The 22,384-nt window shown below is 68.9% G+C and carries 16 protein-coding genes and 1 pseudogene; 6 read left to right on the forward strand and 11 right to left on the reverse strand.

Going from position 1 to position 22,384, the window contains the following annotated elements; genetic code table 11:
- Positions 1-56: 56 nt before the first annotated feature.
- From D0T12_RS01185 to D0T12_RS01200, 4 genes are all read right to left on the reverse strand, one after another.
- On the reverse strand, positions 57-566 hold the full coding sequence (locus tag D0T12_RS01185; RefSeq protein WP_117397366.1) for a methylated-DNA--[protein]-cysteine S-methyltransferase: 510 nt from the start codon (positions 564-566) through the stop codon (positions 57-59).
- A 19-nt stretch (positions 567-585) separates the two neighbouring features.
- Positions 586-2,058, reverse strand: a complete 1,473-nt coding sequence (locus D0T12_RS01190) for an AlkA N-terminal domain-containing protein (RefSeq protein ID WP_117397981.1) — start codon at positions 2,056-2,058, stop codon at positions 586-588.
- A gap of 80 nt (positions 2,059-2,138) precedes the next feature.
- The gene (locus D0T12_RS01195; protein ID WP_117397367.1) at positions 2,139-2,900 is read right to left on the reverse strand and encodes an SDR family NAD(P)-dependent oxidoreductase; all 762 of its coding nucleotides are present in this window, start codon (positions 2,898-2,900) and stop codon (positions 2,139-2,141) included.
- Between the two features lie 11 nt (positions 2,901-2,911).
- Positions 2,912-4,306 (reverse strand): MFS transporter, encoded by a 1,395-nt coding sequence (locus D0T12_RS01200; RefSeq protein WP_117397368.1) that lies wholly within the window; start codon positions 4,304-4,306, stop codon positions 2,912-2,914.
- Positions 4,307-4,530: 224 nt separating this feature from the next.
- On the opposite strand from D0T12_RS01200, the gene D0T12_RS01205 reads away from it, so the two are divergent.
- The 3 genes from D0T12_RS01205 to D0T12_RS01215 are packed head-to-tail and all read left to right on the forward strand — an operon-like array spanning position 4,531 to position 7,248.
- Positions 4,531-5,220: a DUF4097 family beta strand repeat-containing protein gene (locus D0T12_RS01205; protein ID WP_199487226.1), complete on the forward strand. Its 690-nt coding sequence runs from the start codon at positions 4,531-4,533 to the stop codon at positions 5,218-5,220.
- Between the two features lie 10 nt (positions 5,221-5,230).
- Positions 5,231-6,112 (forward strand): helix-turn-helix transcriptional regulator, encoded by an 882-nt coding sequence (locus tag D0T12_RS01210; RefSeq protein WP_117397370.1) that lies wholly within the window; start codon positions 5,231-5,233, stop codon positions 6,110-6,112.
- Between the two features lie 17 nt (positions 6,113-6,129).
- Positions 6,130-7,248 (forward strand): methyltransferase, encoded by a 1,119-nt coding sequence (locus D0T12_RS01215; protein ID WP_117397371.1) that lies wholly within the window; start codon positions 6,130-6,132, stop codon positions 7,246-7,248.
- Positions 7,249-7,252: 4 nt separating this feature from the next.
- Here D0T12_RS01215 and D0T12_RS01220 read toward each other — a convergent pair whose 3' ends face one another.
- Positions 7,253-8,107, reverse strand: coding sequence for a helix-turn-helix transcriptional regulator (locus D0T12_RS01220; RefSeq protein WP_117397982.1), 855 nt, complete (start codon positions 8,105-8,107; stop codon positions 7,253-7,255).
- Between the two features lie 103 nt (positions 8,108-8,210).
- Between D0T12_RS01220 and D0T12_RS01225 the strand changes: the two genes are divergently transcribed.
- Positions 8,211-8,987, forward strand: a complete 777-nt coding sequence (locus D0T12_RS01225) for an alpha/beta fold hydrolase (RefSeq protein WP_117397372.1) — start codon at positions 8,211-8,213, stop codon at positions 8,985-8,987.
- Between the two features lie 18 nt (positions 8,988-9,005).
- On the opposite strand, the gene D0T12_RS01230 is transcribed toward D0T12_RS01225, so the two are convergent.
- Positions 9,006-10,175, reverse strand: coding sequence for a DUF418 domain-containing protein (locus D0T12_RS01230; RefSeq protein ID WP_199487227.1), 1,170 nt, complete (start codon positions 10,173-10,175; stop codon positions 9,006-9,008).
- Positions 10,176-10,578: 403 nt separating this feature from the next.
- On the opposite strand from D0T12_RS01230, the pseudogene D0T12_RS37260 reads away from it, so the two are divergent.
- A pseudogene (locus D0T12_RS37260) lies at positions 10,579-10,680 on the forward strand (effector-associated constant component EACC1); the annotation flags it as partial.
- 55 nt (positions 10,681-10,735) lie between these two features.
- Here the strand turns inward: D0T12_RS37260 and rox are convergent.
- Positions 10,736-12,202: a rifampin monooxygenase gene (gene rox / locus D0T12_RS01235; protein ID WP_117397374.1), complete on the reverse strand. Its 1,467-nt coding sequence runs from the start codon at positions 12,200-12,202 to the stop codon at positions 10,736-10,738.
- A gap of 657 nt (positions 12,203-12,859) precedes the next feature.
- Between rox and D0T12_RS01240 the strand changes: the two genes are divergently transcribed.
- Positions 12,860-13,747: a metallophosphoesterase family protein gene (locus D0T12_RS01240; RefSeq protein ID WP_117397375.1), complete on the forward strand. Its 888-nt coding sequence runs from the start codon at positions 12,860-12,862 to the stop codon at positions 13,745-13,747.
- An 84-nt stretch (positions 13,748-13,831) separates the two neighbouring features.
- On the opposite strand, the gene D0T12_RS01245 is transcribed toward D0T12_RS01240, so the two are convergent.
- From D0T12_RS01245 to dnaB, 4 genes are all read right to left on the reverse strand, one after another.
- Entirely contained in the window at positions 13,832-16,456 is a 2,625-nt protein-coding gene (locus D0T12_RS01245) for a M14 family metallopeptidase (RefSeq protein ID WP_117397376.1), read from the reverse strand.
- A gap of 1,134 nt (positions 16,457-17,590) precedes the next feature.
- Positions 17,591-18,463, reverse strand: coding sequence for an NmrA family NAD(P)-binding protein (locus D0T12_RS01250; protein WP_117397377.1), 873 nt, complete (start codon positions 18,461-18,463; stop codon positions 17,591-17,593).
- 492 nt (positions 18,464-18,955) lie between these two features.
- Positions 18,956-19,384: an MmcQ/YjbR family DNA-binding protein gene (locus tag D0T12_RS01255; RefSeq protein ID WP_117397378.1), complete on the reverse strand. Its 429-nt coding sequence runs from the start codon at positions 19,382-19,384 to the stop codon at positions 18,956-18,958.
- Positions 19,385-19,421: 37 nt separating this feature from the next.
- Positions 19,422-22,352, reverse strand: coding sequence for a replicative DNA helicase (dnaB, locus tag D0T12_RS01260; RefSeq protein WP_117397983.1), 2,931 nt, complete (start codon positions 22,350-22,352; stop codon positions 19,422-19,424).
- Positions 22,353-22,384 lie beyond the last annotated feature (32 nt).

Consider the following 22,384-nt stretch of genomic DNA (forward strand, 5'->3'; position numbering starts at 1 on the left):
TGACCGGCCGGGGACACCGGCCATGACATGCACGGTATCCCCCGGCGCCGACAAACTCAGAACAGCGCGTCCTGGGTGATCTTGGTCTTGCGTTCGAAGTCGAGGAGGTAGCGCTTGCGGTCGAGGCCGCCGCCGTAGCCGGTGAGGTCGCCGGTGGAGCCGACGACGCGGTGGCAGGGGACGATGACGCTGATGGGGTTGCGACCGTTGGCGAGGCCGACGGCGCGGGACGCGGAAGGCCTGCCGAGTTCGACGGCGATCTGACCGTAGGTGATGGTCTCGCCGTAGGGGATTTCCTGGAGCGCCGACCAGACGCGTTTCTGGAACTCGGTCCCGCGAAGGGTGAGGGGGAGGTCGAACTCGGTCAGCTCACCCGCGAAGTAGGCGGAGAGTTGTTCGACGACGCCCGCGAACGGTTCGGCGGTGACGTCGTCCGGGGCGCCGAAGGTTTCCTGGAGCGGACGGTGCCGTTGCTCCTCCATGTAGAGGGCTGACAGGGCGCCGTCCCGAGCCACCAGTGTGAGTGGTCCTACGGGGCTGTCCACGACGACATGCGTCGGTTCCATGTCGTTCCTTTCCGGAGTGTCAGGACGCGGGAAGCAGGTTGATGGCGTGGTCGCCGGTGGCCCACAGGTACTGGACGGCGTAGGCGCGCCATGGACGCCACTGTGCGGCACGGCGCGTCAGAGCCGCAGGCGTAGAGGGAAGGTCGAGTGACTTGGCGGCGGCGCGGATCCCAAGGTCGCTCGGAATGAACGCGTCGGGGTCGCCGAGGGCGCGCATCGCGATCGTCTCAATGGTCCACGGACCGATGCCGGGGAGGGCGGACAAGCGGGAGCGGGCCTCGTCCCAGTCGCTCCCCACCCCGAGGTCTATCTCACCACTCGCGAGCACGTCGACGAGGGTCGTGATGGTGGTGCGGCGGGTTCTCGGGAACGCGAGGAGTTTCGGGTCGAGTTCCGCCAGGGCGGACGGGGTCGGGAAGAGGTTGGTCAGACCGCCGCCCGGGTCGTCCACGGGGTCGCCGTAGGCAGTGACGAGTCGTCCGGCATGGGTGCGGGCCGCCGCCGTAGACACCTGCTGTCCCAGGACGGCGCGTACCGCGAACTCGGGGGCGTCCACAGTACGCGGGACGCGCCGTCCTGGGGCCTTGTCGACCAGCGGGGCGAGGACGGGGTCTGCGCGCAGGAGGTCGTCCACGGCGACGGGGTCGGCGTCGAGGTCGAGCATCCAACGGCACCGGCTGATCGCGATGGTGAGGTCCCGCAGGTCGCTGAGGCTGAGCGTGCAGGCGACATGATCGGGCCGGGGTCGCAGTGCGACGATGCCGTGCCCGTGGGGCAAACGCATGGTGCGGCGGTACGCGCCGTCCCGCCATTCCTCGACACCGGGGACGGCGGTGGCGGCGAGATGCCCGAACAGGTTGTCGGGGCAGAGTGGCGCCCGGAACGGCAGCCGAAGTGACAGTGCCCCGGAACCTGCGGGCGGATGTCCCTTGGCGACACGGTCGCGGAGGGCGGTCGGCGTCAACGCGAACACGCTCCGGACGGTCTCGTTGAAGGCCCGGATACTGGCGAAGCCCGCCGCGAACGCGACATCACCCATGGGAAGGGACGTCGTTTCGATGAGGAGCCTCGCCGTCTGAGCACGCTGTGCCCGCGCCAGAGCAAGCGGACCCGCACCCAGTTCGGCGTTGAGTTGGCGTTCGATCTGGCGTGTGCTGTAACCGAGCCGCCGTGCCAGGCCTGGAACTCCTTCCCGGTCGACCACGCCGTCCGCGATGAGGCGCATCGCGCGGGCGACGACGTCCGCCCGGTGGTTCCATTCGGGTGAGCCGGGGGAGGTGTCGGGGCGGCAGCGTTTGCACGCCCGGAAACCGGCCTGCTGCGCTGACGCGGCGCTCGGATGGAACCGCATGTTCTCGGGCTTGGGCGCCACCACCGGGCAGCTCGGACGGCAGTAGATTCCGGTGGTGACGACCGCGACGAAGAACCAGCCGTCGAAGCGAGCGTCCTTCGCCTGAACAGCCCGTACGCATCTTTCCGCGTCCTCGTGCATGTCCTCCAGGATCACCGATGGTCAGACGGTTCCACTAGCGGAAATCCGACATTATCGTCAGACCGCCTACGGGAGGGCGCTCAGAGTTGGCGGAGGGCGCCGCCGTCCACGGTCCATTCGGCGCCGGTGACCTGGGCCGCCAGTGGGGACAGCAGGTAGACGATGACGCGTGCGACGTCCAGCGGTGTGCCCAGACGTCCGACCGGTAGGCGTCGTTCCTCGCGGACAAACCGTTCTATGGCCTCCTCGACAGGGAGTCCGAACTGGGCGGCGAGTTGGTCGGCGAATCCACCGGGCTCGTCCCACAGCCGGGTCCGCGTGGGTCCGGGCGTGACGACGTTGGAGCGGACGCCGCAGCGGCCGAACTCCCCCGCCAGCGTCTTGGACACCGACAACAACGCCGTCTTGGACGCCGCGTAGTCGACCAGTGGCGTGTCGGGGAACCGTCCGGCCTCGCTGGACACGTGCACGATGCTTCCCGCGCCCTGGTCGATCAGCGCGGGCAGCGCGGCCCGCGCCATCCGGACGGCCGCGTGGAAGTTCAGTTCGAAGGTGGCGTGCCACTGGTTATCGGTCACGTCGAGGAACCCGATCCGGGATTCGAGGGCGCCCGCGTTGTTGACCAGGCCGTCGAGGCGTCCGTGCCGTTCCAGGGCGGTGTCCACGATGTGCTGCGCGGCGGCGGGGTCGGTCAGGTCCGCGGCGACGCCACCTTTCGGTGGCTTGCGGGCGACACCGATGACGTGGGCGCCCTCGTCGGTGAGGAGCGTCGCGGTAGCCTCGCCGATACCGGCGGACGCGCCGGTGACGATGAACACCTTGCCGTCGAGTTCGAGATCCATGGCTGAGCCTCTCAAGAGCGACGCAGGAACGAACCCACGAGGGCCGCTCCCGCCAGAACGATCGCGACGTTCACGGCCGTGGCCGTGTGGACGCCACCGAGGACGGACCCGCCGGTGTTCGCGGTCGCCACCGCGCTCATCACGGGGATGCCGAGCGTGATGGCGATCTGCTGCGTCATGGTGGCGAGCCCGGTCGCGAGGCCCTGCTCCGCGTTGGGCAGCCCGGACGTCGCCGTCCCCATGAACGCCACGATCGCGACGAGGTTCCCGAAGCCGCCGATCGCGGTCGCGGCGAGCATCAGCGCGAGCGAGTCCCGCGACTCGCCGATGCCCAGCAGCGCCGCCGTCGCCGCCGCCTGGAGGACGAGCCCGGCGACGAGGGTCGTACGGCCGCCGAAACGTCCCATGATCCGGGGCGCGGCGACACCGCCCGCGAACGTCCCGGCGCCGAGGACGCCGAGCGCGAGGCCCGTGGCCAGCGGCGAGAAACCCAGAACCTTCTGGAGGTAGAGGGTCATCAGGAACACCAGCGACGTCTCCGTGGCGAACGCGACGAACCCGCCGACGTTGCCCCAGGTGACGGTTCGCCGGGTGAGGACGCTCAGCGGCGCGAGCGGGGCCGGTGAACGCCGCTCCACCAGCACGAACGCGCTGAGCAGCACGGCCGCGGCGGCCAGCGGGACGAGCGCCCCTGCGGATCCCAGGCCGTGCTCACCGGCGAAGGTGATGCCGTACACGAGGGCGAGGAGCCCGCCGGTCACGGTCACCGCGCCGGGAACGTCCAGCCTCGCCCGGTCGCGGGTGCGGCTTTCGGCGACCACCACCGGAACCACGGCGACGATGACCACCGCGACCGGCACGTTGATCAGGAAGGCCCAGCGCCAGCTCAGCAGGTCCGTGAGCACGCCGCCGAGGATCGCGCCCACCGTGAAACCGGCCGACATCAGCGCGCCGCTGAGCCCGAGCGCCCGCGTCCGCAGCGGCCCCTCCGGGAAGGACGTGGTGAGCAACGACAGCGCGGCCGGGGTCGCGACCGCCGTGGCCAGCCCCTGGAGGACACGCCCGGTCAGCAGCATCGTCGGGGACGTGGCCAGCCCGCCGATCAGGGAGCCTCCGGCCAGGAGGACCATGCCCGCGAGCAGCATCCGGCGCCGTCCGAACAGATCGGCGACGCGGCCGAACAGGAGCGTGAACCCGGCGGCGGGAAGCGCGAACGCGGTCGCGATCCACTGCAACTCGTCCAGGCCGAAGCCCAGTCCCCGGCCGACGACCGGCAACGCCACGTTGAGGATGGAGAAGTCGATGGCGAGCATGAACTGCGCGCCGAGCAGAAGGGTCAATACCAGCTTGTGCCGTGACGTCATCGCTCCGGAAGGAGCCGACACGTCCGTAGTCAGTGCGGTCATGGAGATGACTGTCGTTCCGTAGGGCGCGCCTACCCAGCCACCGCTCGTTCGTACTACTGGCAGTGGCAGGCAGTGAAATCGGCACCTGGGAGCCAGGGAGAACCTCGCTCCCTAGCGTGACGGCCGTTCGTACCGCTTCTTCCTACGCTCGACAGCGTCAGGCAAAGAGCCAAGGTCAGCGGGAGGAACTCGTGCGTCGCCAACTGTCTGCAATCGTCGCCATCGTGGTCGGCGCGAGTGCGCTGAGTGCCTGCGGCATGGCCTTCGCCTCGACGTTCGAGGACGATGCCGCGCTCAAGGGCGACATCACCGCCGTGCACCTGGACGCCATCGACTCCGGTCGTGTGACGCTGCGCGGTGGGGCGTCCAAGGCGTCGCTTCACCGCACGGTCGAGTATCGGGGCGACCGGCCGGAGGGGGCCACGCACCGGATCGAGAACGGTGTCCTGAAGCTCAGCGACTGCGGGTCGAACTGCTCGGTGAACTACACGCTCGAACTTCCGGCGGGCCTGCCCGTGACCGGCAGGACGGACAACGGCGCGATCACCCTTTCCAAGGTGGGCGCCGTGAACGTGTCGACCGACAACGGCGCCGTCCGCCTGGACGACGTCACCGGCCCGGTCAGGGCAAGGACCGACAACGGAAAGATCGAGGGCCGCGGCCTCAAGGGCGACCGCGTCGACGTGCGCACCGACAACGGCAAGATCATTCTTACTCCGGCGAAATCGCAGAGTATCCGCGCGGAGACGTCCAACGGTTCGATCACGGTCACCGTGCCGTCGGGGCGGTACCGGGTGTCCGCCCGCGCCGACAGCGGCGACCGGAAGATCGGGATCCGGCACGACGCGTCCGCCCCGTACCACCTCGATCTGATCACCGACAACGGCGACATCACCGTGAATTCCGGGCGATAACCTCGGCGTCATGGCGCGCAACGGCGAACTCGGCGAGTTCCTCAGGTCGAGGCGGGCACGGCTACGGCCCGAGGACGTCGGCGTCCCCTCGTACGGGACGCGGCGCCGTGTGCCCGGCCTCCGGCGGGAGGAGTTGGCGCAGCTCGCGGGCGTCAGCGTGGCCTACTACATCCGGCTCGAACAGGGCACGGCCGACGGCGTGTCCACCGAGGTCCTCGACGCGATCGCACGGGCGTTGCGCCTGGACGGCGACGAACACGCCCACCTGCACCGGCTCGCCCACCCGCCGCGCCGGACGCCCGCCACGGACCCGCCCCGCCTGCGCGCCCCGCTCCAGCACCTGCTCGACGCGATCACCCACGCGCCCGCCTACATCGTCGGGCCGTACACGAACGTCGTCGCGTGGAACCGTCTCACCGCCGCCGTGTTCGTCGACCTCGCCGCCGTTCCACCGGACGAACGGACCTGGTCGCACCAGATCCATTTGAACGACGACTACAAGACCCGCCTCGGCGACAACTGGACGTCCGTCGCCCGGCGGAACGTCGCCCATCTACGGTTCCGATCGGGGCAGGCCCCGGACGATCCACGCCTCCAGGCACTGATCGACACGTTGCGGGCCCGGAGCCCCGACTTCCGGGAGATGTGGTCCGCGCACCATGTGACCGACCTGACGCACGGCGAGGCCCGCATCGACCATCCGCGGGTGGGGAGGCTCGTCCTGCCGTTCGAGACCCTGCACCTGCCCGGCGACCCCGACCTCAGCCGACTCATGCTGTACGCGGCGGAACCGGGATCGCCGTCGGAGAAGGCGCTGCGGGAACTGTCGGAAACGTCCACCTGCCTTTCCTCCGCCGACCTGACCGCCGGGGCGTCCGCTCCACGGCCGTAGCTCGGTACGGTGTCGGTGTGGACGAGATCTCCTGGCGGGACGGCCGGGACCATCGCGTCCGATGGCGGTCGCAGAGCGGCGCCCCGGCGCCCCGGCGCGTCGTGGTCGCCGACGACGCGACACGCGCGGACGACGCCTACCGGTTGGCCTGCGAAGGCACCGCGCTGCTGTGGCGCGGCGACTTCCAGAACGCGCGCCAGCTCCTCCGGGCGATGGCGCGCCGGATCGACCGTCCACCACGACGGCGCAGGCGACGGCCTTCACCGGAAGTACCGGCGTTCCACCTGTACCGGCAGGCTCGTGCCCAGCGCGCACGGACACTCGGCATGCTCCTCATACCGTTCGAGCCGGGGCACGTGATTCCGCTACGCCGCGCCCCTGACGTCCGGGACGCCTGTACCGAGGTGTACGGAGCCGACGACGCGCCCTATGTGACGTCCTTGCGCGAACTCCTCGGACTCATCGGCGCGCACGAATGGCGGGAGAAGGGCGTACCGATCCCCGCACTGGACGGCGACCACGTGTACCCGCATTACGGGGTCTTCTCGCCGATCCGCGGCGAATACGTGGATCTCGTCGGCGAAGCGCCGTTGCCACCGACGAAGACGGCGTTCGACATAGGAACCGGCACCGGCGTCCTGGCCGCCGTCCTTGCCCGACGCGGCGTGGAACGGGTCGTCGCCACCGACAACGATCCACGCGCCCTCGCCTGTGCCGAGGAGAACGTCAACCGGTTGAATTTGTCGTCCCGGGTCGATGTCGTCCAGGCAGACCTGTTTCCTGAGGGACGAGCCGGGCTGGTCGTCTGCAACCCGCCCTGGCTGCCCGCGAAACCGTCGTCCCCGCTCGACCACGCCGTCTACGACCCGGGCGGCCGGATGCTTCGCGGCTTCCTGACCGGCCTCGCCGAGCACCTCGAACCGGGCGGCGAGGGCTGGCTGATCCTGTCCGATCTCGCCGAACACCTCGGTCTGCGCACACACGACGAACTGCCCACGCTGATCACGTCGTCCGGTCTACGGGTCGCGGGACGGCTCGACACCAAGCCGCGTCACCCGCGCGTCGACGACGCCGACGACCCGCTGCACGCCGCCCGCGCCGCCGAGACCACCACCCTCTGGCGCCTCACGACCTGACCGGTCACACGTGGCTGCGGTGGGCGGTCTCGGGGCCCACCGCGCGAAGAAGCTCCAGGGCCTCCATGGTCGGGCTGCCGGGCGGCGGCGTGAAGACGAACAGCCGCTGGTCCTCCGCCGGGGTGAGCAGGGTCTCCGCGTCGAACTCGATCAACCCGATCTCCGGATGCAGGACCCGCAGGCGGGCGGTGCGGCGCACGGCCACCTCGTGCCGCGCCCAGAGCCCGCTGAACTCCTCACTCGCCTGGCGGAGCCGCTCGACCAGGGCGGACGCTGCGGCGTCGTTGCCCCGGCGGGCCACCGCGGCGCGCAGATCGGCGACATGGACGCGGCTGTGGTACTCGTGCTCCTCGACCGGATAGGCCGCCCGGATGGTCGGGTCGGTGAACCACCGCCAGATGATGTTCCGTTCCCCCGGCTCGGTCGAGCAGATGCAGCCGAAAAGAGAATTGGACATGGCGTTCTGCGCCAGCACGTCACCGAGGTCACCGATGATCTGGGCCGGTGTCTCGTCCAGCCGGTCGAGCAGGTACAGCAGACTCGGCCGGACGTGTTCCCCCGCGAACGGCCCGGCGGGCGGACGATGCCCGGCGAGCACGTACAGATGATCGCGCTCGTCCGAGGTCAACCGGAGCGCGCGGGCCAGGGCACCGAGCATCTGGACGGACGGCTGCGGGCTCCGCGCCTGCTCAAGGCGCATGTAGTAGTCGGCGGACATGCCCGCGAGCTGCGACACCTCCTCGCGGCGCAACCCGGGCGTACGGCGCCGCGGCCCCGCCGCCAACCCGACCTCGTGCGGCCGTAGCCGCTCCCGGGAGCGGCGGAGGAAATCGGCGAGTTCGCGGCGGTCCATCTCCATGCCTCCCATGGTCGGCGATACGCGGCGGCTCAGCCTGGGATCGTTTGTCCTAGCCAAAACGGTCCGCTCCTCATCACCGACCCGGCCCGGCACCGTTGGGGACATGACGCAACTTACCGTTGGAAACGCCCAGATCACCTACCGTGCGGAGGGTTCGGGACCCGCCCTCGTCCTGGTCCACGGCGTGGGCTCCGGCGCGGCCATGTGGGACGAGCTCCTTCCCCAGCTCACCGACCGCAACACGGTGCTCCTGCCCGACCTGTCCGGCAGCGACGCGGCCGAGGACGACGGCGCGCCGCTCACCATCGAGACTCTCGCCGAGCAGGTCATCGCCGTGATCGAACACGCCGGGGCCGGTCCCGCCGACGTGGTCGGCTTCTCGCTCGGCGCCCCCACGGCCGCCGCCGTCGCGGCCCTGCGGCCGGACCTCGTCCGGCGGCTGCTCCCCGTCGCCGGGTTCGTCCATGCCGAGGACGAGTACCTCCAGCAGTTGATCACCGCCTGGTTGGCCCTCACCGACAACCCTGAGGGTTTCGGACGTCTCGGAACCCTCACCTCGTTCACCCCCCGGTACCTCAACGAGATCGGGCACGACCTGGCCGAGCAGACGCGCTGGTTCATGAGTCCCGTCCACGGCCGGTTGCGGCAGCTCGACCTCGTCCGGCGGGTGGACGTCCGGTCACTGCTCCCGCGGATCGAGGCGCCCACGCTGGTCATCGGCTGCACCCGCGACCAGTTGATCCCCGTGGAGAACCACCGCGAATTCGCCGGCGCCATCACGGGCAGCGAATACACCGAACTCGACACCGGCCACGTCACGATGGCGGAACGCCCCGCCGACTTCCTGAAACTCGTCCACGACTTCCTCGCCCGTCCGTAACACGGATTTCCGGCGGCTTCATCTAACGTGTCGGGCGGGTTTCGTAGCGGTGTTGAGCAGAAACTCCAGGGGGCCGCGGCGGAAGCGACGGGTCCACATCACGGCCAGTGCCAGGGCCGCGACGACGAAGACGACCAGGTCGGACAGTCGGGACGGAGTCGCCTCGGTGTCCAGGGCCGCGAGCGCGAGGATGTGGCCGACGTAGCACGACAGCGACATGGTCCCCACGGCGATCACCGGACGCAGCGGCCGGGGCGCCCGCGGACGGAGGTCGGCGACCGTCACGGCGCACACCACGACGGTGATCGCCACGCCGATGTTGGCGACGACCTCGAAGGGAGTCCCGCTGTGCGGCGCGGCGACCAGCAGCAACGCGGGCGTGTGCGGGTCGACGGTGCCGGTCTCCGGCCCCGCCCACCAGGCCGATGGGTCCGCGTCGTACCAACCGGAGCCCTCGATGTCCGCGCGGATCCCCGCGAACACGCGCAGAACCAGCCAGGACGACCCGTACCCGACCAGGGCGAGGGCCGGGCCGAGGACGGCCAACCGGCGGCGGACCCGGGCGGCCTTCAGGTCCAGCCGTCCCAGGGCCATCCCGGCGAGCACGTACGGCATCCAGGTCATCGCCGGGTAGGCCCCGGTGAGGAGGAGATCGATCACTCCCTCGTGGCTCAACCATTCGATGGGGTCGTGAGCGTTGACGGCTCGTCCCCTGGAGACGACCCAGGAGCCGTCGTCCAAGAGACCTCGCACACCGAACGAAACCAGCGGGCCCACCACGGCCAGCCCGGCGGCCAGGACCGCCAGCATCGTGGCGGACAACCGCAGCAAGGGCAGCGCCAGCAGAAAGTAGAGCCCGTAGTAGGCGAGAATCACGTCCACCGGTGACGGGATCATCGCCACCGCCGTCCCCAGGACGAGCAGCACCACCGCGCGGATCGCCACCTTCACCGCCGCCTGCCGACCTTCGCGCCCGGTCCTGGGTCGCCGCCGACCACTGATGATCACCAGTGCCACCCCGGCCAGCAGCGCGAACAGCGCGGCGGACCGGCCGTGCGCGACCTGGAGCACCGCGCCGCCGTCCTCCGGTTCCGGGCCGATGTGGGCGGTGAACATCCCGAGCACTGCGACCCCTCGGGCCAGATCCAGCCCGATCAGCCTTTCGCGGTGCGCCGTGGCCTGAGACACGCCCGCGGACGGCTTCGTCCGAACGGGCGCCCCACTCCCACCACTCCGCTCCGCCTCGGGCCCGACGGCTTCCATGTCAGGCGTCCGCCCGCAGCGTCGAGGACGCGCCCAAACCAGCGCCGCGCCGTTGAGCCGCAGTCGCAAGGTGCGATAACCGTCCTGGGCGACTCGGTTTCATTTCCCCTCCATGGCTCGACGAGCGGGGAACTGCCCACCCGCGATCGTATCCGGACGTCCGGCCGACCGTTTCCCAAACAGAGGACCGCCCGAATAACGCTCCCTCGGGGCACGTGAACCAGGAGGGGCCAAGGTCTTCCTGAACCTATTCCGTGATCAGTTCGCCGCAGCAGCCCATCCGATCGGACGGGCAACGCCACACCTTTCATTTCGGGAGTGCGGACGAATGGAAGTGACCGTATCAATCGCAGAGGCCGGAAACGGCGCTGACGAACTCCGTTCATTGCGGGCGTGGCTGGTGGCGGAGGACGAGCTGCGCGGCCATGTCGCACTCGACTCCCCGGGTTCGCGGGCGCTGGTCGTCGGCACCTGCCGGCCCAGCACTACCGCTTGGGAGGTACCTGACCGGACGCGGGCACCTGGTCAGCGGCGGGGTGGCCGAACCATCTGGGCAGGTGGTCGAGGAGGTCCTGCTGGTCGTCGCCGACCCACGCCACGTGGCCGTCCGGGCGGAGGAGCACGGCGGGGACGTCCAGTTCCTCGCTCACGTCGTGGACGTGGTCGACGCGGTCCGTCCAACCGGCGACGGAGAGGCGGCCGGTCTGGTCGAGGAGCAGGCCCCGGCCTTCGCGCGTCAGGTCGTAGAGGCGGGCGCGTTTCAGTTCCACGTCCCGCAGGCGTCGTCCGAGCAGTTCGTGGCCGTCGCCGAAGTCGTAGCGGACACCGATCGCGGTGATCTTCTCGATGAGGTACCGGTTCACGTCCTCGAAGTCCATCAGCTCGGCGATCAGCCCGCGCACGGCCTGGGCGCCCGGCCTCAGAGACAGCAGCTCCGACTGCGCGCGGGTGTTGTTCAGCACGTCGGCGGCCACCGGGTGCCGTTCGATGTGGTAGCTGTCCAGCAGCCCTTCGGGAGCCCACCCGGCGACCTCGGCGGCCAGTTTCCAGCCGAGGTTGAACGCGTCCTGGACGCCGAGGTTGAGCCCCTGCCCGCCGAGCGGCGGGTGGACGTGCGCCGCGTCACCGGCCAGCAGCACCCGGCCGACCCGGTAACGCTCGGCCAGCCGGGTCGCGTCACCGAAGCGGGACAGCCAGCGCGGGGAGTGCGCACCGAAGTCGGTGTCGGCGAACACCCGGAGCTGCCGTTTCAGCTCCTCAAGAGTCGGCGGGACGGCGGGATCGTCGGTCACCCCGGCGGCGGGCACGACGACGCGGAAGGCCCCGTCGCCGAGCGGTCCGGCGCCGAACCCACGGTGGGTCTTACGGACGTCCGCGACGACGGCGGCGATCGTCGCCGGATCCTCGGTCACCTCCATCTCGCCGACCAGCCACTCGGTGCCGGCGGACTCGCCCGGAAACGCGACGCCGAGAAGTCTGCGCACCGTGCTGCGGCCACCGTCGCAGCCGACGAGGTGGCGGGCGCGCAGCCGCGTGCCGTCCGCCAGTTCGGCGGTCACCCCGTCGTCCTCCTGGCTCAGCCCGACCAGTTCGCGACCGCGCCGGACATCGGCGCCCAGCTCGGACGCGCGCTCGGCCAGCAACCGGTCGGTGACGGGCTGCGGGATGCCGAGGATGTAGGAATGCGCGGTGTCCATCCGGTCGGGCCGCGGCTTGTCGATACCGGCGAAGTGACCGTGAAGCGGATACTTCTGGCCGTGCGCGAGGAAGCGGTCCAGGAGACCACGCTGGTCCATGACCTCGATGCTGCGCACGTGCAGGCCGAGTGAGCGAGCTATTCCGGTCGGCTCGGCGTCCTTCTCCAGGACGACCACGTGCACGCCGTGCAGCCGCAGTTCGGCCGCCAGCATCATGCCGGTCGGTCCGCCCCCGATGACGATGACGTCGATCATGAAACCCCCCAAACGAGCCCTCCGCGGACCCTGATTTCCGCGGGCCTTTCGGGCGTCGGCCGACGATTCTGCATCACCACCAGGGTCTTGCCACAAGTCCCCCGGTGCGCTATATATTGAAAATGGCAAGGAGCGTGAATCGCGTCCTTGCCATCGTCGTCTCTGGGGGGTCGGTGACTTGTGAGAGAGCGGCCCACCGCCCTACTCCGTGCCTGCGCCCCACCACCAAGCGGACTTCGACCGGACATTTGAGGGACATGAGACGACGCAGAGACTCGCAGCGATTAGTCTGCGCCTATCGTCCCCAAGCAACCCTCAAAGATTTCGGTGCGAGCCCACCAGCGGCCCGATTGTGCTTTCGTGTCACTCCGGCCGCCGCCCACCGACAAGCGCACAAGACCATGGCCGCTGATCACCCGCGCCGAATCACCGCGCGTCCTGGCACCTGTCCCGGGCAAGCCACGATCGCCGCGGCGCCTCTGCCGACCCTGGCCGCTCGGCATCCGACCAGCGCCGACGCCGGTCCAGGCTTCTCCTGCGGGCGTGCCCGCGGTTCACCGGCGACCAGACCGGGAAACGCCGCGTCGGACGGCTCGTCCCCTGGATCGGCCCACCTGAACCACTTGAAGACCTTCAACAGAATCGAGCAAGGAAACAATGAAAATAGCGTTCGTCGGCGATGTCCATGGGTGCGTGCTGCACGCATTGGGCGCCGCCGTTGCACTGTCCCGCCATCGGGGAATCCGGCTTGACGCCGTCATTCAGGTCGGAGATCTCGGCGCGTTTCCCAGCCCCGACCGGTGGGACGACGCGAGCCGCCGATTCCGAGTCGACCATCCGGCTCAGGGCGCCTTCTTCGACCTCCTCGACCCCTCACCCGGCCTGGCCGAGGGCGTCCAGCTGGCGCTCGCGAACATCCCCCCGATCCTGTTCCTCAGCGGCAACCACGAGGATCACGAATGGCTCGCCGACCTCCACCAGACCCGTGCCGTCCCAGTGACACCGGTCGACCCGTTGGGCGCCTACCACCATGTCGCCTGCGGACACGTCACCGAGGTCGCGGGGCAGCGCACGGCGTTCCTCGGAAAGATCGAACTCCCGGGCCCCACGGACTACGAAGACTCCGCCTACAACCGCCTCCTCCACACCGAACCCGGCAGCGTGGACATTTTGGTCACCCATGACGGCCCCTACGGCATGTCGACCTACCGCGACACCGTCCAGGGATCAGCGAGGTTGACCCGCCTCATCGAACACCTGCGACCCCGCCTGCACGTCGGTGGCCACTACCACCATGAGAACGGGCCACGCCGGTACGGAACGACGACCTCCTACGCCCTCGCCCAACTCGTCCCGCCCAAGGCCCACCGGAGGCACCCCGAGCCGATCAACCCCCGGCAACAGGTCGCGGCGGGCAGCATCGGCCTCCTCGACACCGGAACCTACGACTTCGAGTACATCCACGACCCCTGGCTCACCGACGTCCAGGGCGACCACCCCGACCTGACCGCGCTGATCGACGCGATACCCGACGCACCATCCTGAGCGGGCACGCGCCAGGCCCGTCGTGGATCGCGGCCGGCGCCCCCGGAAGGGTCACCGGCCGCGATCGACGCAGCCCTACCTTCCTTACTCCGTCACACCGGACTTCGTCGGCTTGGACGGACCCTGATAGATCGAGTTGACGACGATCGGCCAGGTCTGCCGCGGCCAACTCCGGAACGTGATCTCGCTGCCCGCGATGGTCGCGTGCCCCTTCCCGACCTCGAACGACACCACATTGGCCAGCCCGTGCAGCGTCGCCGTCCCCTGCGCGTAGCCGCTGACCAGCAGGTCACCGTCACCGGGGTACCGGGACGCGACCCGCGCGTCGCCGGTGACCTTGTAAGCCGCGTCCCGGTTGAACCAGACCGCGCCCGACTTCGGCATCCCCCAGGCCGCCGGGACCTCCGGGTCGTACGACGCGCGCAGCAGCGAACCCGGCGCGCTGAGCTGGGACGAAGCCGCGTTCTCGACCGGCAGATCGAGAAGTTGCCGCGCGGTCTCCGACGCGCTGCCGATCGCGACGAGGTTGCCGCCCGCGGAGACGTAGTCAGCAAGCCTGCCCCAGCCCTCCTCGCCGACCCCGCGCGCCCACCGGAACTCCGGCGGGTTCTTCGCCGGGTCCAGGCCGGTCACGATGGTGTTCTTGGACACCCCGTCGGCCAGAACGATCGTGTCGTACTTCCCGGCCAGATCGGCGTAGTCATCGGCGGAGACCACCTTGTAGTCGATGCCGTAGTGGTCCAACATCCACGTCATCCAGCCTCCGGGCATGTTGTTCGCCCCGCGGATCAACCCGACCTTGGTGCCGGGCTTGAGGGTGAAGCCGTCGACCTCGGGTGCCTTGTCCGTCCCGTAGACCTGCAGGCCGGTGTCCGCCGAGACGCGCTGGAGCACCTGCCGGGCCTGCGAGGTCGCCGGGACCACGACCGTCCCCGGCGCGAACGTCCGGTCGGCGGCCTTGAACTCCTCGGACGACCGGAACGTCGGCACGTTCGCCCTCTGGAGCCGGGACAGCACGTGCGCGACGCCGTACGACTCCGGCCCGACCAGGTAGGCGCCGCGCGGCGACTCCGGCATCCGCACCTGCTCCGGCCGCACCTGCTGGACGCGCCGCACCGACGCCTTGACCTGCTCCTTGATCGGGTCGACGTCCACGCCGAGCAGCAACGCGACGTTGTCGGTCGTCTCGCTGTACGGCATGATCAGCGGACATTGCCCGCACTTACGTGCCGCAGTTTCCGGATATTTGTCGATTTCGAGGAGCTGGTTGATCCAGCGACCGAGCGGCTGCCGGGTGCGCAGCACGTACGAACCCGCCGCATAGGTCTTGCCGCCCGCCGTGAACGGGGCCGTGGCCTGATCGATCTCCACACGCCCGAACTCGAAGATCCGCATCATCTCCAGCACCGCGAACGGGTCGCGCTGCCCGGCCGGAACCACATACGCCTGCGGGGTGCCCGGCTCGACGTCCGGGAGAGCCACCCCATTACGGGCGGTCTGGTAGAGATTGTTGAACAACCAAGACTCAGGGTTCTTCGCGACATTCTCGATCCCCGCGTAGGCGGCCGTCTTGCCATACGCGACGATCTGCTCCAGCGTCCAGGTGTCCTTGTCGTACGGCTGGAGCATCCGCATCGTCCGGTTCTGCGAACCGAGCGGCTTGCCGTCGGACGAGGTGAACGGGTACGCGAGGTCCCTGGCGCTGGCGATCTCGGTCAGGAACAGCGACGTGCCGAGGAACGTGGAGAACCCCATCACGTCGGCGTTCCAGAAGATGCCGTACGCGTCGTCGGTGCCGACACCCTTCTTACCCTCGGCGGTCAACGCACGCGCCGCATGCTGACCCTGCAAGGTCGCCGACTGGAGGGTGATCGGGTCGACGCCACTGCCGAGCGGCTCATCGTACGGAGGCGTCCACAACCGTGGCCCCGTAGTACCGGCCTGGTGCATGTAATGCGCGACGACCGGACGGTACGTCTGCTCCAACAACACACGAGTGCGGGACTCCCGCTGCGTGAACATGAACCAGTCACGGTTGTTGTCGTGCCCGACATACCGGTGGTACAGGTCCGGGTAGACGCGGTTGTAAGCGGTGCCCGCGGTCTTGTTGAAGTGGTCGACAACGAGATGCTGACCGTCCGGGTTAGCGGATGGGATTACCAGCAGAACCGCGTTGTCGAGCACGGTCTCGGTGTAGTCGGAGTCCTCGGTGGCGAACCGGTGGACGATGTCCATCAGCGCCTGCGTGTTACCCACCTCCGTGGAGTGCAGCGTGCCCTCGATGAGGTAGACGGGCTTGCTCCGCTCGGACAGTCGGCGGGCCTCCTGCTCGGAGATCCCGCGCGGGTCCGCGAGCCGCTGGTTGTCCCGGACGATCTGCTTGAGGTTGCGCAGGTTCCGAGGCGAGCTCACGAACAACACCGGGTAGTCGTTGCCCATCGTTGTTCTGTCGACGACCTGGTAGTTCACCCGGTCGGACTTGTCTGCGATCAATCGGAGATACTGCTTGATCTTGTCGAATCCGGCGAGTTTTCCGGTCGTGCCCATGGCGAACCCGAAGAAGTTCTCGGGCGCTGGGATGTTCTTGGCCTGCGCGGTACGTCTCACCGAGGCGCCCGCGCCGAACGCGTCGGCGTGCACAGGCACGCCGACGAGCACGACGAGGGCCACCAGGGCGGCCGCCGCGCGGGATGAAACCCGCGACAGCATCCGGTCTCCTGATGAACGTGGGGGAGGGGACACTGACCGGTCAGTTGCGCCAAGCGTGAATCGGCTTTGTCGATCAGTCAAGACCTTGATCACTCCTGACCGCGACCATTCCGCACTTCGACCACCAATGTCCGGACCCCGCCCCCCACCTGTCGGCCCCACCCAAGCCCTCCACACCATGCTCAACCGCCCGAACGACCCTCCCCGCCGAGGCCCCGGCCGCCAACCGCTCAGCGAAAGCAGGGCGTCCACCCCGCGGCAGCGGCGAGGCATGGGCAACCCTCGCCGCCCACAAGAGGCTCTAGCCGCGCAGATGAAGGCGTGTTGTAGCCATCGGCGCCTTGGTCGCCACTCCAACTACTCAAGACCAGGCCGCCCGTAACCGGCACGCCCTGCCATCCGCCACGCCCGACGAAGGAAACAGGATTCCAGACCGTGTCTGAACTGGTCCTCAGCCACGCGCAGGCGTCCGACTCCCCCGATCCGACAACGGCACGCGGACGATTGCGAAGCGACATCGAGCTCGCTAACCGCCTAGCTACGGCAAGCGGTCCATGCGAGCGCTCCGACCGCGCCTGAGGCACACCCAAACCAGCAGCGGACGAAGGCGGATGAACCCCAGGCCGCGAACGGAGTAGGGGCGTGGTCACCACATCGCGCAGCTGCTCAAGAACCAGGTCGCAGGTAACCGGCACACCCTGCCATCCGGTGCGCTCGGCGAACACACCAGGATCCCCAAGCCGTGTCACAGGTGGCCCTGAACCCCGCGCGGACATCCAGGTACATCAAGTCCAAAGACAGGGCGCGGGCGGTTTGCAACATGAGCCGTCCGGCGACGAGCGCTCTGACGGCACATGAGACATGCCCCCGGCAAGCGGCAGAAGATGGGTGAACCCCAGGCCGCGAACGGGGTGGGGGTCGTGGTCACCACATCGCGCAGCTGCTCAAAGACCGGGTGGCGCGTAGCCGGCACGCCATAGCCGTCAATCACGTCAGGCGAACCCAGCGGGATCCTAGGCCGTTTCAAGTGGCTTCAGCGACGTGCCGGCGCCCGACTACCTCCGATCCGACGATGGGATGCGGACGTTGGGAGGGCAACGCGTCGAGCTCGCTGGCGGCATTATGAGGCACGTCCTAAGCAAGCAGTGGACGTAGGTGGGTGTAGGCCCAGGCCGCGAGCGGAGTGGGGGTCGTGGTGACCACGTCGCGCGGCTGCTCGGGGACCAGGTCGCGCGTACCGGCGGCCATCCCGGCGATGCCCTCCACGGCGCCCGGCGGCAGCCCGGCCGAACGCAGCGCGGTACGAACATCGTCGTCGCTGACGACGTTCAGCCGGATCGGCTTGCCCAGTACCTCGGTCAGCGTTTCCGCCACCTGCTCGAACGTGAGGTCCTCGGGCCCGTGGACGCCCTGCACGACACGGCCCGTCCACGAGTCGTTGAGCAGCCGCGCGGCGACGACGTCACCGACGTCACGTGGATCGACCCACGCCATCGGTCTGTCGGGCCGGAAGGACGTGGTCAACATGCCCGCGGCCAGGCCGTCCAAGTCCATGAGGAGGTTGGTGAAGAAATAGCCGCAACGCAAGTGAAGCGTGTCGGCGCCGGTAGCGTCGAGCCGCTCCTCGATCCGCGCCAGCCCGTCGATGTGGCCGACGCCGTGACGCTTCTCGGCCCCTACGCTGCTCAAGAGGACCACGCGGGGGACGTCCCCTGCTCGGGCGGCGTCGACCAGGGCGGAGGCCGTCCGCTCCGAGGTTCCGATCGGGTCCTCGGACGTGTGCGGGGTCGGGTCGACCCAGAAGACCGTCCGCGCGCCGGACGTCGCCTTCCGAACGAACGCGGCATCGGTCATGTCGCCGCGCCAAACGTCCACGCGCTCACGGGTGGCCGCGTCCAGCCGCGCCGGGTCGCGGACCAGTACCCGCGGACGAACACCCGCCTGCAACAACAACCGAACCACCCGCGACCCCACGTGTCCGGTCGGTGTGGTGACCACAATGGTCATCTCAGTGCCCCCTGTCTCAGTGCCAGTCACCTCGCACCCTAGAAACCGGCACCGACACTTTTCGTCCGCGCTCCGCACCACGGCTCCGCCACGCCCACCCCGGAGCATCCCCGTCCCACAACGACGCCACCGTCGGGCCCGCGAAACCACGCCTCAACTCGCCTGCGGCCACCAGGCGTTCTGGACGATCTCCGGCAGCTCTCCCAGGTCGGCGCCTCGCACCCTGGATCGGCATTGACAAGTGCCCACCTTCACTCCACAGCACGGCTCCGGCGCAGCCAGGAGAGAAGGCTTCGCATGCTGCGGAGGATCCGTATGGAACTTGAAACCGGATGCTTTCGAAGCGTCTGCTCGCGTTCTGGACGGCCGCCGTCAGTGTCTTCAGGTTGGGTGCCTCGCGCCCTAAGGATCGGCGTTGACAGTTGCCGCCCTCGCTTCGCATCACGCCTTGGGCAGCCACCGTTGGAGCTTCCCCGCGCATGATGACGCCTGTCAGGGCGTTGAGATCGGGTGCTCTTGGAGCCAGGCGTCTGTTCGTCTCCGCGACGCCTGGGATAGCCATGCGTCCTGGACGACCTCGGTCAGCTCTTCCAGTGTGAGTTCGCCGATGCGGCTTGCCCGGAGGAGTACCGAGCGGTGGCCGTCGAAGTGGGGTGTCGTGAAGAACGGTGATTTCTCGTCTTGGACGAGCGCCAGTTTGTCCGACTCGGAGGGCACCCAGAACACGATCACGTCGGGGTAGCGCTCACCGGTGTCGGGATCCACCGCGTCGGGACGAGGAGTGCGGAAGAACACGAAAGACTTCCCGCCGACCTGGTAGACGGGGTTGCCGCTCTTGCCGTGCTCGACGGTGACATGAGGCATCCCCATGGCCAGGGCGTGTACGTCCTCGACTTTGGCGCGGCGCTTCCCTGCCACCATTCCCCCAGCGTAACGTCCTGTCGTCGGGGCGATTCGGCTACTGGGCCATGTCGACGAAGCGGCTGTAGTGACCCTGGAAGGCGACGGTGACGGTCGCGGTGGGGCCGTTACGGTGCTTGGCCACGATCAGGTCGGCCTCCCCGGCGCGTGGCGACTCCTTCTCGTAGGCGTCCTCGCGATGCAGGAGGATCACCATGTCCGCGTCCTGCTCGATCGATCCCGACTCGCGGAGGTCGGAGACCATGGGTTTCTTGTCCGTCCGCTGCTCGGGACCTCGGTTGAGCTGCGACAAAGCGATGACCGGAACGCCCAGCTCCTTCGCGAGAAGTTTCAGCGAGCGGGAGAACTCCGACACCTCGACCTGACGGCTTTCGACCCGCTTGCCCGAGGTCATCAGTTGCAGATAGTCGACGATGACGAGGCGCAGGTCGTGCTGTTGTTTGAGCCTTCGGCACTTGGCGCGGATCTCCATCATCGACATGTTCGGCGAATCGTCGATGAACAGCGGGGCCTCGGCGACCTCGCTCATCCGCCGGGCGAGGCGCGTCCAGTCCTCGTCCTGCATGGTGCCGGACCTCATCGCGTGCAGTGCCACCCGCGCCTCCGCGGACAGCAGCCGCATGGTGATCTCGTTGCGCCCCATCTCCAGGCTGAAGAACGCCGAGGTCAGACCGTGTTTGATGGACGCGGCGCGGGCGAAGTCGAGCGCGAGGGTGGAGTTGTGCGTCGGGATGCAGGAACGTCCGGCCAGATACATGTGGTCGGCGTTGTCGACCTGGACGCACCGGACCGGCACGCTCTCGACCGGCCGGACGCCAACGATGTACCGCACCCGCGTCGTGGGGTGGACGCTCTTGCGCTGCCGCGCCGCCTTGCGCGGCAACCGGAACACCGTCTCGGCGGGTGTGAAATCGATCCGGTGGAGGGTCGAGGTCTCGGGCGTCTGTCCGTCGACCTTCTCGATCGTCGCGCGGTGGCCGAGGCTCAGAATCAGCTCGTGGGCGCCCTCGGCCAGCCGCTTGTCGACCAACGCGAGCTGCACCTGCCCGGTCTCTGACACGTGTCCGGCGGTGTCGAGCATTCCCGCCAGCAACGCCCGCCGCTGCTCTTCGGACGCCCGCAGATACGGAACCGGGATGTGCTTGTTCTGCCACAGGCCCGCTTTTTGGATCTTGTGCGGGAGCCCTGGGAGGTCGAACCGGCCTGAAGTGGGGTGCCGCCTGACGGGTTGTCCGGCCGCCTTGATCTCTTGCAGGATCTCCTCGTCGAAGCATGTGACGCCGTCTTCGCAGCTGCGGCCGTTCCCGAGCCATGCTCCGAGCACGTAGGGCTCGATGGGAAGGTCTGCTTTCGGAAGCTGGAAGGGGGCGGCCACCTCAACGGCATGGTTCGGGCGATCGTCGCAACGTACGGTCGCGGCGATCTCTTCGGTGGTCTTGATCGGCCGGTGCCGCGCCGGGGTCGCGGAGTTCTTCGGACGCGCCGCTCGGTAGGGACTCGTGCGTTCGTGGCGAACCTGGCGCGGCGCGATGCTCGCCAGACCGCGAGCGCCCGATCGCCAGGTGACCGCGTGCGATGCGCTTCCGAGCTCCGAACCGGCCCCGGACGCCGCCTGGCGATACAAGACGACCTCTGGAGCCGCCCACAGGCCACGGTCGATCGCGGTGACGGACCGGCCATGGCTCGCCCCGGTCTTGGTACTCGCGTCGATCTCGATGCCATCGCCGAGGTGCTGGGTGACCGCGGGCGAAGCGTGTCTCAACTCCGAGCCGACCTCGGCCCCCGCCTGGCGATACGAGACGACCCCTTGAGACTGCCCGTCAGTATCGTTCGCCCATTGGCCGCGGTCGATCGCGGCTACGAACCGGCCATGGGTCGCTCTTGTTTTGGTGACCGCGTCGACCTTGGCGCCATTGCCGAGGTGCCGGTTGACCGCGTGTGAAGCGTCTCCCAACTCCGAGCCGGCCTCGGCCATCGCCTGGCGAGGCGAATGAGGGGGGTCGTCGGCGCCCATGGCCGATCGGACACGGTTGATCGTGGTGGGGGTCGCCCGGGTTTCGGCGTGTTGGCGACGGTCGGCGCGGGTCGTGGTGCGCCACTGGTGCTGGGCGTCGGCGACGATCACCTCGCCGTCCGAGAATTCGATCTCGTAGCAGGGACGGCCGTGCATGACCTCGGTCGCGGCGACGACACGGGTCGGTCTGCCGTCGGCTCCGATCAGGTAGTCGCCGACGGAGACCTCGCCCATGGTGGTCCACCCGGACGGGGTGGGAAGGGGCGTGTCCAGACTTGTCGCCTTTCCCATGGCGGGTCGGGCGGCGACCACGATCATCTGGCCGGGGTGGAGGCCGTTGGTGAGGGCGTCGAGGTCGGCGAAGCCGGTGGGGCAGCCGACCATCTGGCCGCCGCGGCTGCCGATGGCCTCGATCTCGTCCAGGGCGCCGGGCATGATCTCGCTGAGGGCGACGTAGTCCTCTCCGGCGCGCTTCTCGGCGATCGCGAAGACCTCGGCCTGGGCGCGGTCGAGGACCTCGTCGGCGTCCGCCCCGTCGGCGGCGTAGCCCATCTGGACGATGCGGGTGCCGGTCTCCACCAGCCGCCGCAGGATCGCCCGCTCATGGACGATCTTGGCGTAGTACCCGGCGTTGGCCGCGGTGGGCACCAGGGAGATCAGGGTGTGCAGGTAGGGGGCGCCGCCGATGCGGCCGATCTCGCCGTTCTTGGTCAGTTCGCCGGCGACGGTGACGGCGTCCGCCGGGTCGCCGCGGCCGTACAGGTCGAGGATCGTGTCGTAGACGATCTGGTGCGCCGGACGGTAGAAGTCGGGGGTGCGCAGCATCTCGACGACTTCGGCGATGGCGTCCTGGGAGAGCAGCATGCCGCCGAGGACGCCCTGTTCCGCGGAGATGTCGTGCGGTGGGGTGCGCTCGAACTCGGCATCGGGAGGTCCAATCTCGGCCACGCTCACCGTCCGCACCCCCTTCGTCTCGGTCGCCGGCG

It is taken from the genome of Actinomadura spongiicola (assembly GCF_003432485.1).
Lineage (GTDB): Bacteria > Actinomycetota > Actinomycetes > Streptosporangiales > Streptosporangiaceae > Spirillospora > Spirillospora spongiicola.